Below are 16308 nucleotides of genomic sequence, written 5' to 3' on the forward strand. Positions count from 1 at the left end.
TTAAAATACAGGTGAAAGGCAGTAAAATGACCTTTAGTGGAGAAATATTTCACCTGACAGGAGTCGTTTATTTCCTGGGAAATCTACTAAATTCCGAGTATTTCCTTTAAATCTGCAAGCTTATTTTTCGACAAAGGTACTACAGCTCTTTCATTACTATTTAAGGCTAGACTGTAACTATTGCGAGTCCATGTAATGATTTCCCGTACCTTTTGCAAGTTAACGATATAAGAGCGATGACTTCTAAAAAAGCCGAACGGTGTCAATTTCTGCTCAAGCTCATTCAGTGATAATGTACATGGATAGGTTTCGCCTGCAACATACACAGAAACGACCCCTTCAACACTTTCGATATAATCAATTTCAGGGGGATTAAATAAAATGATTTTGTCATTTTTCTTCGTAGGGATTTTATCAAGCCGAATAGGTGCATTTTCAAGCGAAGGAGGAGCTGGCTCTGTCTCATCTTCTTTAACGTCTAATGCATGTAAGCCCATTGTATCTAGTCTATGTATGGCTGTACTCGAAACAATTAAATCCTCAAAATTATTAGACAGTAATATAACTGTTTTATCTTGTTTTTGAAGGGCACCCAATAACTGAATGACTTTTTGCTTGGAAAACTCATCTAGATTTTGAAATGGCTCTTCTAAAACTTGTATTTGTGCTGAACTGAGATATGTATGAATCAATTTTAAACGTTGTTTTTCTCCATTTGAAAGCTTGCTGATTTTAATGTTTTTTTGCTCCGTTAAAGCGATTAATGGCAATAAATCCTCCATCTTTTCAGAAGTAGCATTGAAAAGCCTTAAGCAAAATTGGATATATTCTCGAACCGTAAGTCGCTCATACAAAGCACTTTCACGAAGATGTGTATACGTATTGCCTTGTTTCATAAACCATTTCATCAATGTATTGATTTTAGTCACATCTGTATAAATGCCGATAATAATACCTGTCTGTAAGGAAAGGTGAAAGCTTGGATAAATAACATTGCCTCCTTCTATATAAGGTTCAATAATCATATTTTCATTTTGATCCATTATTTTGTTCTCCTTGATCTCTTTTGGTTTGTAAATTGTGAAATATCACCTTGTGCCTGTAAAAAACTTTCATGACAATAGTTCGGATTATAATAGTCCATAAAACCATGCTGACCATTATATTGTTTCGTGTGAACTGCTGGTAATGTATCGAGTTTTTTCTTTAATTCAAGGACATCAAAGCTTTTCTCATGACTTGGTAAAATGACAAGTGTTGGACAAGAGGGGATGACCTCAAGATATTGGCGGATGCGAGAACCATAAACGCAAACGATCCCTTGTAATGGGAGTGTAGATAGTCTCCAAGCTAAAGTTGCCCCTACACTAAATCCTATTAATAGCACTTCATCATAAGTTGTCCTAGCTTCCAATAGTTTGTTGCTTAGTTTTTTGAGAGGAGCATCAAAGCCAACTTCATTTATGAAATAACCATAGGCTTCCTGTTCTTGTTCATATGTAAATACTGTATTTTCTGAATATAAGGAAATGTACTCAACAGTAGTGTTAGCGGTACTGTATGTTGCAGCTTGCTTTTTTATAAAATCGTTTACACCGTATATTTCATGTAAAATAAATATTTTCCTTTTCATATAGGCCTCATTTTCTTTTTCCAATAGTGTACCAAAAAGTAACCATATCGTATATTTTAGAAATTTGCGGCACTAATTTTATTATATTTATATAATTATTTTGGAGTTAAAAATCCAATTGTAAAAAGTGTGTAAAACTAAAAATGGAAAAATTTTTAAACTCCTTTTAGCTGGGAGATGACTTAGGAAGACGCTTAAATACCACAAAAATAAAAGCTGTTCAGTCTAAAAATTATGCTGAACAGCTTTTTTAAGTTTATTTTTTAGACATAAAACCCTTCATTTCCAGACTAAGCGAATTAAGCTCTTCAATGATTTCACTAAAGTCCTGAACAAGTTGTGCCTGTTCGTTTGTGGCACCATTTATTTGAGTCATGTTTTGCTTTAAATTTTCAAGATTATGATTGATGCTTCGAAGCGAGGATTCAATGTTATCAGTAGCAGTAGTTGTTTCAGTAGAAAGCTTGCGAACTTCTTGTGCGACTATATTAAATCCGGCACCATGCTGACCTGCTCGTGCGGCCTCAATCGATGCATTTAATCCGAGTAAATTGGTTTGACGCGAAATATTTTTTATTAAATCGGTAATACCATTTGTTTTTTCAGCATCCTCTAAAGCAAATTGTGTCTGCTTATTAATCTCCTCACTAGTTGCAGCTAGCTCCTCCGAATGAGAGGCAATTGTATGTACTTTATCCTGTAGGTTTTGGATAATTTCATTCATAGTAAGAATATATTTCTCCATTTGGAGAGAATGATCAATAGGTATTCCAAAAGCTAGCGCACCTACGATTTGCCCATTTTCACGAACGGGAAAAGAAAATGCGTTAAAAACCACACCATAATATTCTTCTGGTACAGGCTCATCCGTACTTTTTCCTTTAAGTGGGAGATGTAAAATTGCATCATCTGGATGAAGTTTTTGCCCGACTTTATAACCAGAATCTATCCGTTTCCCAGGTAAATAAGCAATAATACGCTCACTTTCTTTATCTACCAATCCAATCATGGACTCGCCCTTCATAGCTAAATGAATGTAAGGCAATGACATTGTTAATGCTTCAAGAATTTTCATAGTAACCTCCTCGGTATATGTACGCCCTATTAAATTGGGGCATAATATAGTTCTTTTAAAAACGTAATTTTTTGGTAAGTAATACTTCTTTAATTGTATGAAAAAAGGAAGAGAATAAAAAGACTATATTAATACCATTATCCTTTTAAATTGTACAATATTAATGGTCCTATATGTTTAATTTTTAAACAGGGATTGGATTTGTTTAGTAACGAATATTGCAGACGTGGTAATCATGGAGTATGTGCAATAGAACTTTGCAGAAAATAATACGGTATTAGATAGTGTTAATAAATAAGGTATACGGATTTAAAAAGAGGCAGGTTTAACAACGAAAGGCTGAAGTGTCATTTTGAAATGTATGTAATGTAAGTTGATTGGAGTGAAGGCTGGACGACTCTTTGGGGATTAGCGGCTCATCGGACGCCCAGACGGGACGGAAATCAACTACTAGCTTTGCCGGAGAAAACTTTAATTATTTTATTTTTCTTTCGCAAAACCTTAACATAGCTTTCTCTTTTTTGGACAACCTAAACTAGAAATAATGGCATGAGGTGTTGATCATGAAAATAGAAAGGTCGTCTGAATGGGAAGAAGGCTTTATAAAAAAACTAGATCATCTTGAAAAATGGGATAGTTGGACATTGTACAAGATGAATTATGACATTGTGAAAATGAAGTTAATTACTGATTTCACAGGTTTACAAGCGACGAAGTATTTACCAAATTTAAAGCCACTTACGCACCAGTTAGAAGCAGCAGAAACGGTGATTGAACGTATGAATGGAAAAGCGATTTTAGCTGATGAGGTGGGACTTGGTAAAACAATTGAAGCGGGTTTAATTTTAAAGGAATATCTGATCCGAGGACTTGTCAAAAGAGCATTAATATTAGCGCCAGCATCTCTTATTAATCAGTGGATTGAAGAATTAAACATAAAATTTCATATTCCTGCAATCGCTTATAAAAAAAATGTTCCAATAGAGCGCTACGATGTCCTTATTATGAGTATGGATACTGCTAAAAAAAGTCCGCACAAAGAGCGTATTTATGAGCAGGATTATGACATGATTATTATTGATGAGGCGCATAAGCTAAAAAATCATAAAACTCAAATTTATGAATTCGTACAAAGTTTAAAGAAGAAGTTTTGTTTATTATTAACCGCAACGCCAATTCAAAACGATGTCTTTGAATTATTTTATCTTATTTCCTTACTTAAGCCTGGCCATCTGGGCAATTATGATACATTTCAATCTGCATTTTCGGCAAGTAAGCATGATTTAGAGCATAATGATTATTTAAAGGAATTAGTTAATCAGGTAATGGTGAGGAATAGGAGAGAGGATACGGGTATTGAATGGACAAATCGCCGTGTTCAAATTGTCCCAATCCAATTTACGAAGGAAGAAGCGGAAGTTTATGATTTGCTCGGAACGCTTCAAAATACTGGCTCTTTTTCATTAATTACATTGAGGAAGGAAATGTGTAGTAGCAAAGAAGCGACAGCTTTAACATTATCTAAAATGCTTGAAGAAGATAATGCACAATCACAAGAAGTAGAAGCTATACTAGCAAAATTAATGGCTTTGGAAGTGAATTCAAAGGCAAATAAGACACTTGAAATAATCGAACAAGCACAGGATAAAGTGATAATTTTTACAGAGTATAGAGCTACTCAAATTTATTTGCAATGGTATTTACATTCTAAAGGTATAACGAGCGTCCTATTTAACGGTAAATTTAATAAAAACAAACGTGATTATATGAAGCATCTATTTAAGGAAAAGGCACAGGTTCTAATCGCAACTGAGGCAGGTGGCGAAGGGATTAATCTTCAATTTTGTCATCATGTCATTAACTACGATTTGCCTTGGAACCCTATGAAGCTAGAGCAACGGATTGGACGTGTACATCGTTTAGGGCAAGAGCATGATGTTCATATTTACAATCTGGCTATTGCCAATACGATTGAAGAGAACATATTAGCATTACTTCATACGAAAATTGATGTTTTCGAAAAGGTAGTAGGGGACTTAGATGCGATTCTATCTAACTTTAAGGAATCTGTATAGTGTAAGGGAGAAGGGCCATGTATCCACAGCAAGTTCATAGTTATTTACGACAATTTTTCACTGAAAATGATTGCTATATTGTAGGGGAAGAACACCATTATCTTACGGTGCAATTAACGGTTGATATTGATAAAAAAATAATGAATCGACCATTTTATTGGCAATACGTAGAAGCTACAAATAGCGAGCCAAATCCAGCCCAAGTAACATTCATTACAAATCAAACAGCATCAGCTGGCAGTCTTTACGGCGAAGTTATTCATTTCGGTTCTCCAAGAATGAACCAGCTTTTTCAAGCAACAAGGGAGTTAGGAGCTTATGTTCAAATGTATGAGAAGGTCGACACGGCAATAGGGCAGGTTATACTAACACCGTGGTTAGGGGTGAATTATAAAGTATCCTATTGTTGCGACCGAACGAAAGAAATGCTTTATTCCTTTGGTATCAATCTATTAACAGGAATTATTAAAGAGGATTTTCACGAAACCTTATTTGCAACTGAGCTAGATACTGTTCCGGCAGAGCATGTTTTTCATGTGCAATATATTATTAAGCCTATCCGGGGACTTCAAAGATTAGATGCAGCCATTGATGCAATCATTGCACAGGATGACCATTCGTGGGCTACTGAAGCAAAAAAGAGATGGCAACGTGATCAACGCGTACTAGATTACTTTTATGAAGATGTCGATGACAAACCAGAATGTTATAACATTGAAAAGAAGGCTTTAGAGGAACAATATGATGCAAAAATTAAAATAGAAATTATTAATGGTGGATTATTTTATCTTTATTAAACGAGGAGCTGTCCTAAAAGTCGGGACAGCTCCTTACAATTTTAATCTTCTTCGAGAAGGCTTTGTAGTTGTGCCAATTTATTATCCCAAAATAAATCAAAGTACTGTAGCCAATCTTCAATTTCTTTTAGTTTTTCAGCATGTAATGTATATATTTTTTCTCGTCCTTTTTTCTTGGCAGAGACTAGTTCAGCCTGTTCAAGAACTTTTAAATGCTTCACGACAGCAGTTCGGCTTATAGAAAAATTCTCAGAAATAAGTGAGATGGGCTGATCACTTTCGGCAAGCAGCTGTAGGACATGACGTCTTGTAGGATCAGCAATTGCTTGAAAAACATCATATTTTACAGCAAGCTGTGTCATTGTGATTCCACTACCTCTTTTAATTTTTGACCGACAATCATTGTCCAGCCGCCATCCATTTTTGTACGAACAGCTTCCGTAGGTACGTTAGCTTTTGGAATAATATGTGATGCTTCTTTCCAACCACCATGTGTTAACGTAAATTCTGTTTGATCCCCAATTTCTTTTAATTCAAAAGTGACAAACCATCCATCTGTATCCCATGCAAAACGAACAAAATGTGGTGCATCTATTTGTTCTACTTGACATGGTGAAGGGCCAAACGGTGATTGTAGTGTAAATTCATGACCTTCAATTGGTTTAAAATCATTTGGCATAAACCAAGAAGAAATCTTTTCAGCATCCGTTACGGTTTCCCATACTTTCTCAATAGGTGCTTTAAAGGTAATTGTTTTAACGATATTCTCTAGTTTTTCAGTCATTTACAATGAACTCCTTTTTAAAAATATAACCTTAAGGTGTTATGAGTATATAACACCTTAAGGTTATATGTCAATTATAAATACCTGAATAAATTTTCTTTGGTGTCTTTTTGTAAACCTATACATATGGTAATATTATTTTTATAATTTTCTGACTAAAAAAGGAGGGTTAACATGGTGAACATATCTGTTTTTTTAGTAATGTGTATTTTGTTAATTATTTTACCTGGTCCAGATACAGCCATCGCAACAAAAAATACACTTACAGTAAGCAGAAAAGGGGGGGTACAGACTTTACTTGGTTCGTGCTGTGGATTGCTAATTCATACTTTTGCGGCAGTTGTGGGGCTCTCAGCAATTATTGTAAAGTCAGCATATGTATTTGCCATTTTAAAATACGTCGGAGCGGTCTATTTATGTTATTTAGGTGTTAAAACACTATGGGCATTACGAGCAATACGCACGCAACCTCCTGTTGTGCAAGACGAGACCCAAATGGATCACAAATATTCGCATCAATCATGTTTTAAGCAAGGCTTATTAACGAATGTTACAAACCCAAAAGTGGCTGTATTTTTTCTGACATTTTTACCGCAGTTTGTAGATGGCACGAGCGGTACATTTATGCCGTTTCTTATAATGGGGCTTATATACACAGCTTTAACAGGATTTTGGTTTGTATTCTATGTTTACTTATTGGATAAAATTAGTGCATTTATGAAAAAGCCAACTACGAAAGCTGTTATTGAAGGATTGACAGGAGCAGTACTAATTGGCTTTGGCATTAAGCTAGCATTAGAAAATGCCCACTAAAATTTTATTATAAGTCAAGAGTTAAAGTAATTCACTTGTTACATCAGTATCCTTTATGAAATGTGCAACATTATTAAGAGTTATTTTTAAGCTGAACTAATTTTTTTTATTAGTTCAGCTTTTATTTGCGATTAAAGATATTTTTAGGAATATTTGTTAAATGAAAGTGTAGTATAATTGATATGTAAAATTATACCTTATTAAATTAACAGGGCAGCAGGTTAGAATAAGGCGTTTGTTTTATCATTAAACAATAAAGATAGATGATCAAAGAAAAGAAGTAATACAATTTAATATTAGTTTCGATGAACCGCAGCGTAAGATAAGAAAAAGCCATTCCCTCCACAAACGGAGAGAATGACTTTCCTTCATAAATTGCAAAACTACTGATTATAGTTTTGCCCAACGTTCCTCTAACCAGTTCATAAATTGTACACCTTTGTCGCCTTCATACGCATCAAAGACATCTAAACGCATACGTTTTAGTTTATCCGCAAAGTCTGCCACTGTATGGTCCTTCGGCAAGCTCTTTTTCACCCGCAGGAAAATTTTGTCTGTGCCTTTGATAATATCAAAACGTGCAGGTGATGGCTTCTCTACGTCCTCACCAAACGCCACGAGTGCTTCATAGGCTGCTACTTGCACCTTGTTGACAGTATCATGCTGCATACGATTTTTTAATAAATCTATGATTTTGTCATGTTGATAAGCCGATAACATTTCGACTGCGTCTAAACGCTCTCGCCAGCTAGACGTATAATTGGCCTGTTTTTTTAATGTTTCATACTGCTCAGGTAATGCTGTTTCAAACTGTTTCAAGTAATTGCACCTCTTTTTTTAACTAGAGGAAAAATGAATTCTTCTTCTGCTTCTCTTATTATACGTTGTCTGGGTGAAAATAGCGATGAATCGCTGGTAAGGATATATATATGGAAACTAACTACATTAAGGTGAACCGTATTATAAGTATGTACTATTCTTTATTAGATTTGCTTTTCTTATTAAACTAACGGGCTGCTTTAGTTGAAGATCATTGAGTTGCATAGGAAGCTCTTTTTTTCTTTATTGAACTAACGTAAGCAGAATAGTTGAATAGATTAAGTGTTTAAACCCTTTACGCAGTCATATATTCAATGTGAAAAAGGAAGTGTCCATAATGAAAAAGGGTAAAATCACTTTAATCGGAACAGTTTAATTTTATTCGTTGTAACCTTTCTATTTATCAATAATTCCTCAACAAAAGGAGAGATATCTGAACACCCCATTTCAAAAAGCACTGAAATAAAAGTTGACAACGAAAAGAAATTAAAAGAAGCAGAGGAAATTCAAGCCCAACTTTATCAAGAAGATGGCTTTTTTGAATATGTAAGCAGCAAATTAACAGAGAAAGGCTATGTTTTCCGTATGTTGCTTGTAGTTAATTCAAAAGATGATATTAGGGTGAAATATATCTTAGCAAATAAAGAAGCTACAGAATCAGTACAAGACGAGGTAAAATCAATTTTCTATGGGGCAGTTGAAAGTAACAATCTAGATCCCAACTCATTTTATCTTAAAGTGAGTGATAATAATGACGGACCAGATTGGTAATATAGTACTTTCACTAAAGGAGTGCTTTACTTAAAGATTATTTAGTTGCATATGCAGCTCTTTTTTCTTATTGAACTATAGGGCTAGATTGTTTAAGAGAACAGAGGGGTGAGAAAGCTTTTGGTTCATAAAATCGTTTATCCAGTACTGATATTCATTGTTTTCGTATTATTAGCCATGGTTATCTACTTGAATCATCGAAATGCCACAAATGACTTTTATCATTTAAGATTATCGGGAGAAAGTCCCCATTGGGAGTTAGATGGTTATCAAGTAGATCTGATTTCAGGGATTCTTAATTCGGGAAATGGTAAGCTTCGTTTTAAAACAAGAGAAAATGATTACACTACTAATTATTTAGTCTTTGAAATGAACGCCGTTATAAACAAGAAAGATATAACCCTGCAAAGTAAAGCAGTCTCAGGACCTGAAGATTTTAAAAACGAGATTGATACTGGAGCTATCGAAGGACCACCACCAATAACGGAAGACGGAAAGTCCATAACGTTTAAAGATATAGATAAAATATATGCGGTGATTCATTGGGAAGGACAAGACGATGGAATAGCACACAAAGAAATTATAGATTTGTATGAGCTAGACAACAAAAACTAAGCAAAGATTCGCGATTGTTTAATAAGCGTCGCTATTCTTATTAAACTAACGGTGCAGGTTTGTGTAATAAGAAGAAAGACCATATGCTGTTATAAAAGGCGAATCCATGAATGATTAAAATAGGAGGATAAATTAATGGGTAAAACCGTTACTTTTTCATTTAGTAGTACCAAATATAAAGGCACAGATGCTAAAGAGACATTCACTTTTGAAAATTTAGGTATTAACGAGGATATGGACGATAAAGCATTAAAAATAGAAATAGATAAAATTTTCCACGCTTGGGTTTGGGATAAACTTAATATTTCTTATAGTATAGTCATAGATGAAGTGAACGCACATGGTTCAGATGATATTCAGTAGTGAAAGGGAAGTTGGTTATTTGACTAACTGGTTGCTTTACTTCAAGAAGGAGTGAAGCTTTTTTCTTATTGAACTAACGACTTAGTTTGGTTGAACAAGGACTATCCAAAATTTATAGGTTGAATAAATGAGATACAAAAATAAGTACCAAATGTATTTTAAATAATCATATTGTAGGGGGAGAATTTCTTGTCTAATCCATTTCATCATTTAGCAAGGGGAATCTTTATAAAAGATAATAAAGTTTTACTTGCACAAGCCACTGGACATTCAAATACATTTTTACCTGGTGGCCACATTGAATTTGGCGAAAGTGCAAAAGATGCACTGATAAGAGAGATTGATGAGGAATTAGGAATAACATGTACAGTGGTTAGTTTTCTTGGGTTAGTAGAACATAAGTGGGAGGAAAAGGGTATATTACATTGCGAGATAAATCAAGTGTTTGAGGTTACAAACGAAGAATTAACAACAGGTTTTAACCCAGAATCAAGGGAATCTCATCTTAAATTTTTTTGGTGTAATGCAGATGACTTGGATACCATAAACTTACAACCTTACCCATTTAGGAATCTGATAAAAAATTATCTAAACGGAAATAAGGATGTTTGGTGGGAGAGTACTGTAAACTCTGAAATTGATGATACAAACAGAAGTTAGAAATTTCTTATTCAACGAACGGGGTGCTTTAGTTTAACAAAAAAAGTTAAGGTAGCCTTGTTAAAACAATCTAACAAGGCTATTTTGGTATATTATTAACTCTCTATTTAAACTATTCAAAATGACCTGCCACCCATCTTTTATGATTTTCTGCTACATACACGAATGTATCTTTCTCACGAATTTTACAAGCCATTTCCTGCATTAAATAATCTTCAACATGTGCAACATTATAAACGATGTAAAAAACTATCATGTTTACTTGTTTTTAATATTACAGGGTAAGGGCTTTTTGCCAAAAGATGTAGATAACAATTGTGATAACCTATGCCATTTATTTTCATTCAAAGTGCACATAAAAACTTCACGGAAACGTATGTATGGCATTCCGTGAAGCTTAAATACTCGATATCTAGATGAAAAAGAAGCCAATACTAATAATAATTCCTGTAAAGAATAAAATGAATAAACAGAAGCCCATAATATCCCTAGCCTTTAAACCGGCGATTGCAAGGGCTGGCAGTGCCCAGAATGGTTGAATCATATTTGTCCAAGCATCTCCCCAAGCGATAGCCATAGCTGTTTTAGCATAGTCGGCACCTAGAGTTGTAGCAGCATCTAGCATAATAGGAGCCTGCACTGCCCATTGTCCACCGCCTGATGGAATAAAGAAGTTAACAAGTCCGGCTGAGAAAAAAGTGAATAAATAGAAGGTATGTTCATTGGAAATACTAACGAACCATTCTGAAAATACAGCAGCTAAACCAGAAGCGGTCATCATGCCCATAATCCCTGCATAAAACGGAAATTGAAAAACAATGCCCGTTGTTGTTTTAATAGCATCTTGTGCGGCTGAAAGGAAACGCTGCGGAGTCCCGTGGAATATGATACCTAACACAATAAAAATTGTATTTACAACATTTAAATCAAGAACAAAGCCCTTGGTAATAAAATGATAGATTAAATAAGTAAGTCCGATCATACCAATTAAAATCGTTAAAATATAACTGCGCTCAGAGCGACTGGCAAAATTGTTTTCAGGCTTTGGTAACTCCGTTTTTTCTTCCACTAATAAAGCAGGGTTAACCACAACCGTATCTTCTTCCTTTGGCATCATCCAACGATTAAATAACGGTAAAGTGAAGAGTATCACTAGGACTATAAATAAGTTATAAGTTGAAAAAATTGTAACATTGGTTGGTACGACGCCCATTATGTCAGCAAACTTATGACCTTCAGTCGCAATGGATAACGGAATTGAGCCAGCTAATCCACCATGCCAAATAACCATGCCTGAATAGGCACTGGCGATTAATAAGCGATAATCTACCTTCTTTACATGCCGAGCAATTTCCTTTGCAAAGAGGGCACCGATTACAAGTCCGAATCCCCAGTTAATCCAGCAAGCTATTAGTGATACGAATGTAATAACGATAATAGCCATGCCTGGTGATTTTATTTTACTTGCACCGGCTGATAATCCTTTTTTAAAGATAGGACTATTCGCTAAAATGTGGCCTGCAGCTAAGACAATTACCATTTGCATTGTAAATTCTAATAAACTCCAAAAGCTACCTCCCCAATATGTCACCATGTCGAGTGGAGAAGAATCTGTTAATGTAACCCCTAATAATAATACTAATACTGTGAGTATAGTGACAAAGATGTATGGATCAGGTAAATATTTTTCCATGATAGCATTTGAAATTCTTGTTAACGTTTTCATATTAGACATCCCCTTTCCTTTTCAGTCATTCTTTATTGCTAATTGTACCTAGAGAAATGAATAAATAAAGATAAAAATAGAATTAAGAACAATAATTGGAACTTAGAGTAGAAAAAGTCCGTGGTTGTTGTCGCTGTTATTCCATAATTAAATATTATTGGCACCAAGGAGAAAATAGTACTGCTATTGTATTTGTCTCTAGAAGAAGGATTAGGAGAAAACGAGGAGAATTTATTACTAAATATGGATTTTGGAATAATTTTTATAACAAATTAGAATAAATGGAGGTGTCTATATGGAGCTACGAGATTTAAAAGCATTTATGGCTGTTGTTGAATATGGGAGTTTTACAAAGGCAGCTAGTGAATCCTTTGTGTCACAGCCTTCATTAAGTAAAAGCATTAAAAAATTGGAGGATACTCTTCATGTGGAGCTATTAAACCGAACTACACGCAATGTAGAATTAACAGACGCAGGTAGTATTGTTTATAAACAAGGACAAAAAATAATGCGGTCTGTACATGATTTACATATTTTACTGGATGATTTATTGAACATTAAAACAGGTTCTATTAAATTGGGGATTCCACCGTTAATTGGCACACTATTCTTTCCTGAAATTGCTCGAAAGTTTCATAAGCAATATCCAGAGGTACATTTAGAGCTCGTGGAACGTGGGGCTAAAACGATCGGAACATTAGTAGAAAATGGAGATGTGGATATGGGGATTGTTGTTATACCTACAGATGAAAGGAAATTTTCTGTTCAATCATTTGTAGAAGATCAATTTTGTGTCTTTATTAATGATTCCCATCCATTAGCACAGCAAGAACATATTTTATTACAAGATTTAAAAAATGAAACATTCATTATCTTTACAGAGGAATTCACACTACATGATTATGTCATTAAATCATGTAAAAGCGTAGGGTATACACCAATAATCGGCTATAAAAGCTCGCAATGGGATTTAATAGTGGAGCTAGTATCCTCGAATTTAGGAGTGACACTTTTACCGTATTCAATTGCCGCAAAGCAGACCAATAAAAATGTCAAAATTATTCCATTATATAATTTCGACATGCCATGGCGATTAGGCGTTATTACGAAAAAAAATACATATCAATCATTTGCATTAAAGCAATTACTGAATACAATTCGTACAGAAGAAGGGAGCGAAAATTAATTTATGCCCTTTTGGAATAAATAGTATTCTAATTAATTCCTTTACTTGTAAAATGATTCTGAGGTAGAATTTTTCTTAATAAACGAGCTATTTTAGGGGGTTTCGATATGGGGGATGGGAAAGTGTGGAATTCGTTTGAGGAAGCCGTTGCAGATATTAAAGATGGGAATACGTTAGCGGTAGGGGGCTTCGGGCTATGTGGTATTCCTGAAAAATCAATTGCAGCGCTAGTACAAAGGGGAACTAAGGACTTAACAGTTGTCAGCAATAACTGTGGTGTGGATGATTGGGGCTTAGGGCTTTTATTAGCAAATAAACAAATTAAAAAAATGATTGCGTCCTATGTAGGTGAAAATAAAATTTTTGAGCAGCAGTTTTTAAGTGGGGAGCTAGAAGTAGAATTAACACCACAAGGTACTTTGGCGGAACGTATGCGAGCTGGAGGTGCCGGAATTCCTGGGTTTTACACGGCTACTGGGGTTGGAACGCCGATTGCTGAGGGGAAAGAAGTAAAGGTTTTTGATGGCAAGGAATATATTTTAGAAAAAGGAATTGTCGCAGATTTTGCACTTGTTAAAGCATGGAAGGCAGACAAGCTAGGTAATTTAGTTTTCAGAAAAACATCGCGTAACTTTAATCCACTAGCTGCAATGGCGGGGAAAATTACAATTGCAGAGGTGGAGGAAATTGTTGAAGCAGGAGAGCTAGATCCAGATCATATCCATACGCCAGGAGTATTCGTTCAACGCGTTTTACTAGGCGAAAATTATGAGAAGCGTATTGAACGTTTGACGGTGAGAAAGGGGGAAGCATGATGGTGGATACAAGACAAAGCATAGTAAATAGAGCGGTAAAAGAAATACAAAACGGCATGAACGTCAATTTAGGTATTGGTATCCCAACGCTAGTTGCTAATGCAATCCCGGCTGATTATGACGTCCTTCTACAATCGGAAAACGGGCTTCTTGGCATTGGTCCATACCCAGCACAAGAAGCGGTTGATCCTGATTTAATTAATGCAGGCAAAGAAACGGTAACAGCTGTTCCAGGTGCTTCATTCTTTGACAGTGCCGAATCGTTTGCCATGATCCGCGGAGGCCATATCGATCTTGCTATTTTAGGTGGTATGGAAGTATCTGAAACGGGTGACCTTGCGAACTGGATGATCCCAGGGAAAATGGTGAAAGGTATGGGAGGCGCCATGGACCTTGTAGTCGGTGCCAAAAGAGTTATCGTCGTAATGGAGCATGTCAATAAAAACGGTGAGTCAAAAATTAAAAAGCAATGCGAGCTACCGTTAACAGGGAAAGGCGTTGTGCATCGATTAATTACAGACCTAGCCGTTTTCGACTTTACTGAAGAAGGTATGCAGCTAATAGAATTAGCAGAGGGTGTTACTTTAGAAGAAGTAAAAGAGAAGACAGCTGCTTCATTTAGTGTAGCTTTGACGGAATAAATAGGAATAACCAGTTCTTTTTCTAGGAGCTGGTTATTTTAATGTTGTTAGGAGTGTCAATCAATGGATCTACGCGAAATTAAGAACGATATCATGAAGCAAATTGAAATGAGGTCTGCTAAAGAGAGACCTTTCATTGTCGCCATTGATGGACTAGGTGGCGCAGGTAAGTCTACTATTGCTAACAAGCTTGCAGAGGAGCTTAAAACTAGTTGTGTTGTAGAACTGATCCATTTAGATAATCATATCGTAGAAAGAAGCAAACGTTATAATACTGGGTACGACGAATGGTATGAGTATTATTATTTACAATGGGATATCAACTTTATTAAAGATAATGTCTTTTCACAATTACATAATAATAATTTAGAGCTCCAACTTCCATTTTATGACCAATTAGCAGACGCCAGTTGTGATAAAAAAATTACATTAGTAGCTAACGGTATACTTATTGTTGAGGGAATCTTTCTTTTCCGCAGTGAGTGGAGAGGTTTTTATGATTATCGTTTATATATAGAATGCCCTAGAACTGTTAGGGCGGAGCGGGTATTACAGCGAGATGTGTATATTGGAGATTTTCAAGCACGATTCGATAAGTATAAAAGGAGATATTGGCCGGCTGAGGAGTATTATTTAGAAAAAGAAAATCCATTAGCAGTTGCAAATAGAATTTGTGATTTTTAAGGTGAAATTGGTGCTTCGCGGATATTCGCGTGGCTTGCGCGGGTATTTGTCTCTAATTCGCGGATATTTTAACCAATATCGCGGATATTTTGCTTGTCTCCGCGGGTATTTAAGTATTTCTGTCAAAGAGTAGCATTTTTTCAGACCAATGGCTGTTCTCTAGCTTTAGTTTTCAATTATACAATTGATAAAAAGGAGAAAAATAACTATGAGACAACAATGGTCGGATGAATTACAGGTGGCACAAGTACGTATTGCTAGGCCAACTGATCAATTAAAGGAAATTGAAAAATTTTATTGTGAAGGCGTAGGGTTAGAAAAAATCGGTTCTTTCACAGGGCATCGTGGCTACAATGGTATAATGATTGGTCTTCCAAATGCTAGTTATCATTTAGAATTTACAGAGCATCTTGAGGGGAGCCCATGTCCAGCACCAACAAAGGATAATCTGCTTGTACTGTATATTCCAAAGTTTGTAACCATACAGCGTATTGCGGAACGCTTATTGCAAATGGGTTATCCAGAAGCAGAGCCAGAAAATCCATATTGGGCTGACAAAGGTGTCACAATTGAAGATCCAGATGGCTGGCGTGTTGTATTAATGAACACGGAAGGTATTTAAATATTGTGAGAAGAGGTACGAGCTTTCGTTATAGTAGGCTCGTATTTTTATCTTAATTCAGCAAATGATTTTGTATCGAAAGCGTAGCGACAGGTGCAGAAGATTTTCTTACCTCTGTTGCTTCACTTTCGCACAGTTGAACCCCTCTTGCTGACGCAATTACGCCAAGGTAAAGTTGATTAATACCCCGCGTGGTATATAATGAATGGGAAGTTTACAAATTGGGGGT

General features: G+C 35.5%; 19 protein-coding genes. 11 read left to right on the forward strand and 8 right to left on the reverse strand.

The window, feature by feature from the left end; translation table 11 throughout:
• Positions 1–86: 86 nt before the first annotated feature.
• From AB9L17_RS01600 to AB9L17_RS01610, 3 genes are all read right to left on the reverse strand, one after another.
• Positions 87–1043 carry a LytTR family transcriptional regulator DNA-binding domain-containing protein gene (locus AB9L17_RS01600; RefSeq protein ID WP_068985886.1) on the reverse strand — a complete coding sequence of 319 codons (957 nt, stop codon included), beginning with the start codon at positions 1041–1043 and terminating at the stop codon, positions 87–89.
• Complete coding sequence (locus tag AB9L17_RS01605) at positions 1043–1633, reverse strand: dienelactone hydrolase family protein (protein WP_223554711.1); 591 nt, start codon at positions 1631–1633, stop codon at positions 1043–1045. Before AB9L17_RS01605 ends, AB9L17_RS01600 begins: the two co-directional genes overlap by 1 nt.
• A 256-nt stretch (positions 1634–1889) precedes the next feature.
• On the reverse strand, positions 1890–2708 hold the full coding sequence (locus tag AB9L17_RS01610) for a methyl-accepting chemotaxis protein (RefSeq protein ID WP_068985888.1): 819 nt from the start codon (positions 2706–2708) through the stop codon (positions 1890–1892).
• Between the two features lie 563 nt (positions 2709–3271).
• On the opposite strand from AB9L17_RS01610, the gene AB9L17_RS01615 reads away from it, so the two are divergent.
• Both AB9L17_RS01615 and AB9L17_RS01620 read left to right on the forward strand, forming a co-directional pair.
• Positions 3272–4783, forward strand: coding sequence for a DEAD/DEAH box helicase (locus AB9L17_RS01615; RefSeq protein WP_175401794.1), 1512 nt, complete (start codon positions 3272–3274; stop codon positions 4781–4783).
• 17 nt (positions 4784–4800) lie between these two features.
• Positions 4801–5580, forward strand: coding sequence for a YqhG family protein (locus AB9L17_RS01620; protein ID WP_068985890.1), 780 nt, complete (start codon positions 4801–4803; stop codon positions 5578–5580).
• A gap of 41 nt (positions 5581–5621) precedes the next feature.
• On the opposite strand, the gene AB9L17_RS01625 is transcribed toward AB9L17_RS01620, so the two are convergent.
• Together AB9L17_RS01625 and AB9L17_RS01630 are read right to left on the reverse strand one after the other, a co-directional pair.
• A complete protein-coding gene (locus tag AB9L17_RS01625; RefSeq protein ID WP_068985891.1) occupies positions 5622–5942 on the reverse strand; it encodes an ArsR/SmtB family transcription factor in 321 nt (106 codons plus the stop codon).
• Positions 5939–6364, reverse strand: a complete 426-nt coding sequence (locus AB9L17_RS01630) for an SRPBCC family protein (RefSeq protein ID WP_223554709.1) — start codon at positions 6362–6364, stop codon at positions 5939–5941. Before AB9L17_RS01630 ends, AB9L17_RS01625 begins: the two co-directional genes overlap by 4 nt.
• A gap of 174 nt (positions 6365–6538) precedes the next feature.
• On the opposite strand from AB9L17_RS01630, the gene AB9L17_RS01635 reads away from it, so the two are divergent.
• A complete protein-coding gene (locus AB9L17_RS01635) occupies positions 6539–7177 on the forward strand; it encodes a LysE family translocator (protein WP_223554708.1) in 639 nt (212 codons plus the stop codon).
• Between the two features lie 390 nt (positions 7178–7567).
• On the opposite strand, the gene AB9L17_RS01640 is transcribed toward AB9L17_RS01635, so the two are convergent.
• Complete coding sequence (locus tag AB9L17_RS01640; protein ID WP_068985894.1) at positions 7568–7996, reverse strand: HEAT repeat domain-containing protein; 429 nt, start codon at positions 7994–7996, stop codon at positions 7568–7570.
• Positions 7997–8887: 891 nt separating this feature from the next.
• Here AB9L17_RS01640 and AB9L17_RS01645 point away from each other — a divergent pair.
• The 3 genes from AB9L17_RS01645 to AB9L17_RS01655 all read left to right on the forward strand — a co-directional run bounded on the left by AB9L17_RS01645 (position 8888) and on the right by AB9L17_RS01655 (position 10405).
• On the forward strand, positions 8888–9382 hold the full coding sequence (locus tag AB9L17_RS01645) for a hypothetical protein (protein ID WP_139114471.1): 495 nt from the start codon (positions 8888–8890) through the stop codon (positions 9380–9382).
• A 135-nt stretch (positions 9383–9517) separates the two neighbouring features.
• Positions 9518–9745: a hypothetical protein gene (locus AB9L17_RS01650; RefSeq protein WP_223554705.1), complete on the forward strand. Its 228-nt coding sequence runs from the start codon at positions 9518–9520 to the stop codon at positions 9743–9745.
• A 189-nt stretch (positions 9746–9934) separates the two neighbouring features.
• The gene (locus AB9L17_RS01655) at positions 9935–10405 is read left to right on the forward strand and encodes an NUDIX domain-containing protein (protein ID WP_068985898.1); all 471 of its coding nucleotides are present in this window, start codon (positions 9935–9937) and stop codon (positions 10403–10405) included.
• A gap of 112 nt (positions 10406–10517) precedes the next feature.
• On the opposite strand, the gene AB9L17_RS01660 is transcribed toward AB9L17_RS01655, so the two are convergent.
• Both AB9L17_RS01660 and AB9L17_RS01665 read right to left on the reverse strand, forming a co-directional pair.
• Positions 10518–10661 carry a hypothetical protein gene (locus AB9L17_RS01660; protein ID WP_175401795.1) on the reverse strand — a complete coding sequence of 48 codons (144 nt, stop codon included), beginning with the start codon at positions 10659–10661 and terminating at the stop codon, positions 10518–10520.
• 156 nt (positions 10662–10817) lie between these two features.
• Positions 10818–12131 carry a short-chain fatty acid transporter gene (locus AB9L17_RS01665; RefSeq protein WP_223554704.1) on the reverse strand — a complete coding sequence of 438 codons (1314 nt, stop codon included), beginning with the start codon at positions 12129–12131 and terminating at the stop codon, positions 10818–10820.
• 295 nt (positions 12132–12426) lie between these two features.
• Between AB9L17_RS01665 and AB9L17_RS01670 the strand changes: the two genes are divergently transcribed.
• The 5 genes from AB9L17_RS01670 (at position 12427) to AB9L17_RS01690 (ending at position 16079) form a co-directional block, all read left to right on the forward strand.
• Positions 12427–13317, forward strand: a complete 891-nt coding sequence (locus AB9L17_RS01670) for a LysR family transcriptional regulator (RefSeq protein ID WP_223554702.1) — start codon at positions 12427–12429, stop codon at positions 13315–13317.
• A gap of 107 nt (positions 13318–13424) precedes the next feature.
• Positions 13425–14132: a CoA transferase subunit A gene (locus AB9L17_RS01675; RefSeq protein WP_223554700.1), complete on the forward strand. Its 708-nt coding sequence runs from the start codon at positions 13425–13427 to the stop codon at positions 14130–14132.
• Complete coding sequence (locus tag AB9L17_RS01680; RefSeq protein ID WP_263297512.1) at positions 14132–14773, forward strand: 3-oxoacid CoA-transferase subunit B; 642 nt, start codon at positions 14132–14134, stop codon at positions 14771–14773. Before AB9L17_RS01675 ends, AB9L17_RS01680 begins: the two co-directional genes overlap by 1 nt.
• 63 nt (positions 14774–14836) lie before the next feature.
• Positions 14837–15457 (forward strand): kinase, encoded by a 621-nt coding sequence (locus AB9L17_RS01685; RefSeq protein WP_223554698.1) that lies wholly within the window; start codon positions 14837–14839, stop codon positions 15455–15457.
• Between the two features lie 208 nt (positions 15458–15665).
• On the forward strand, positions 15666–16079 hold the full coding sequence (locus AB9L17_RS01690; RefSeq protein ID WP_223554696.1) for a VOC family protein: 414 nt from the start codon (positions 15666–15668) through the stop codon (positions 16077–16079).
• Positions 16080–16308 lie beyond the last annotated feature (229 nt).

The sequence above is a fragment of the Lysinibacillus sp. RS11 genome (assembly GCF_042019215.1).
GTDB classification, from domain to species: Bacteria; Bacillota; Bacilli; order Bacillales_A; family Planococcaceae; genus Lysinibacillus; species Lysinibacillus xylanilyticus_A.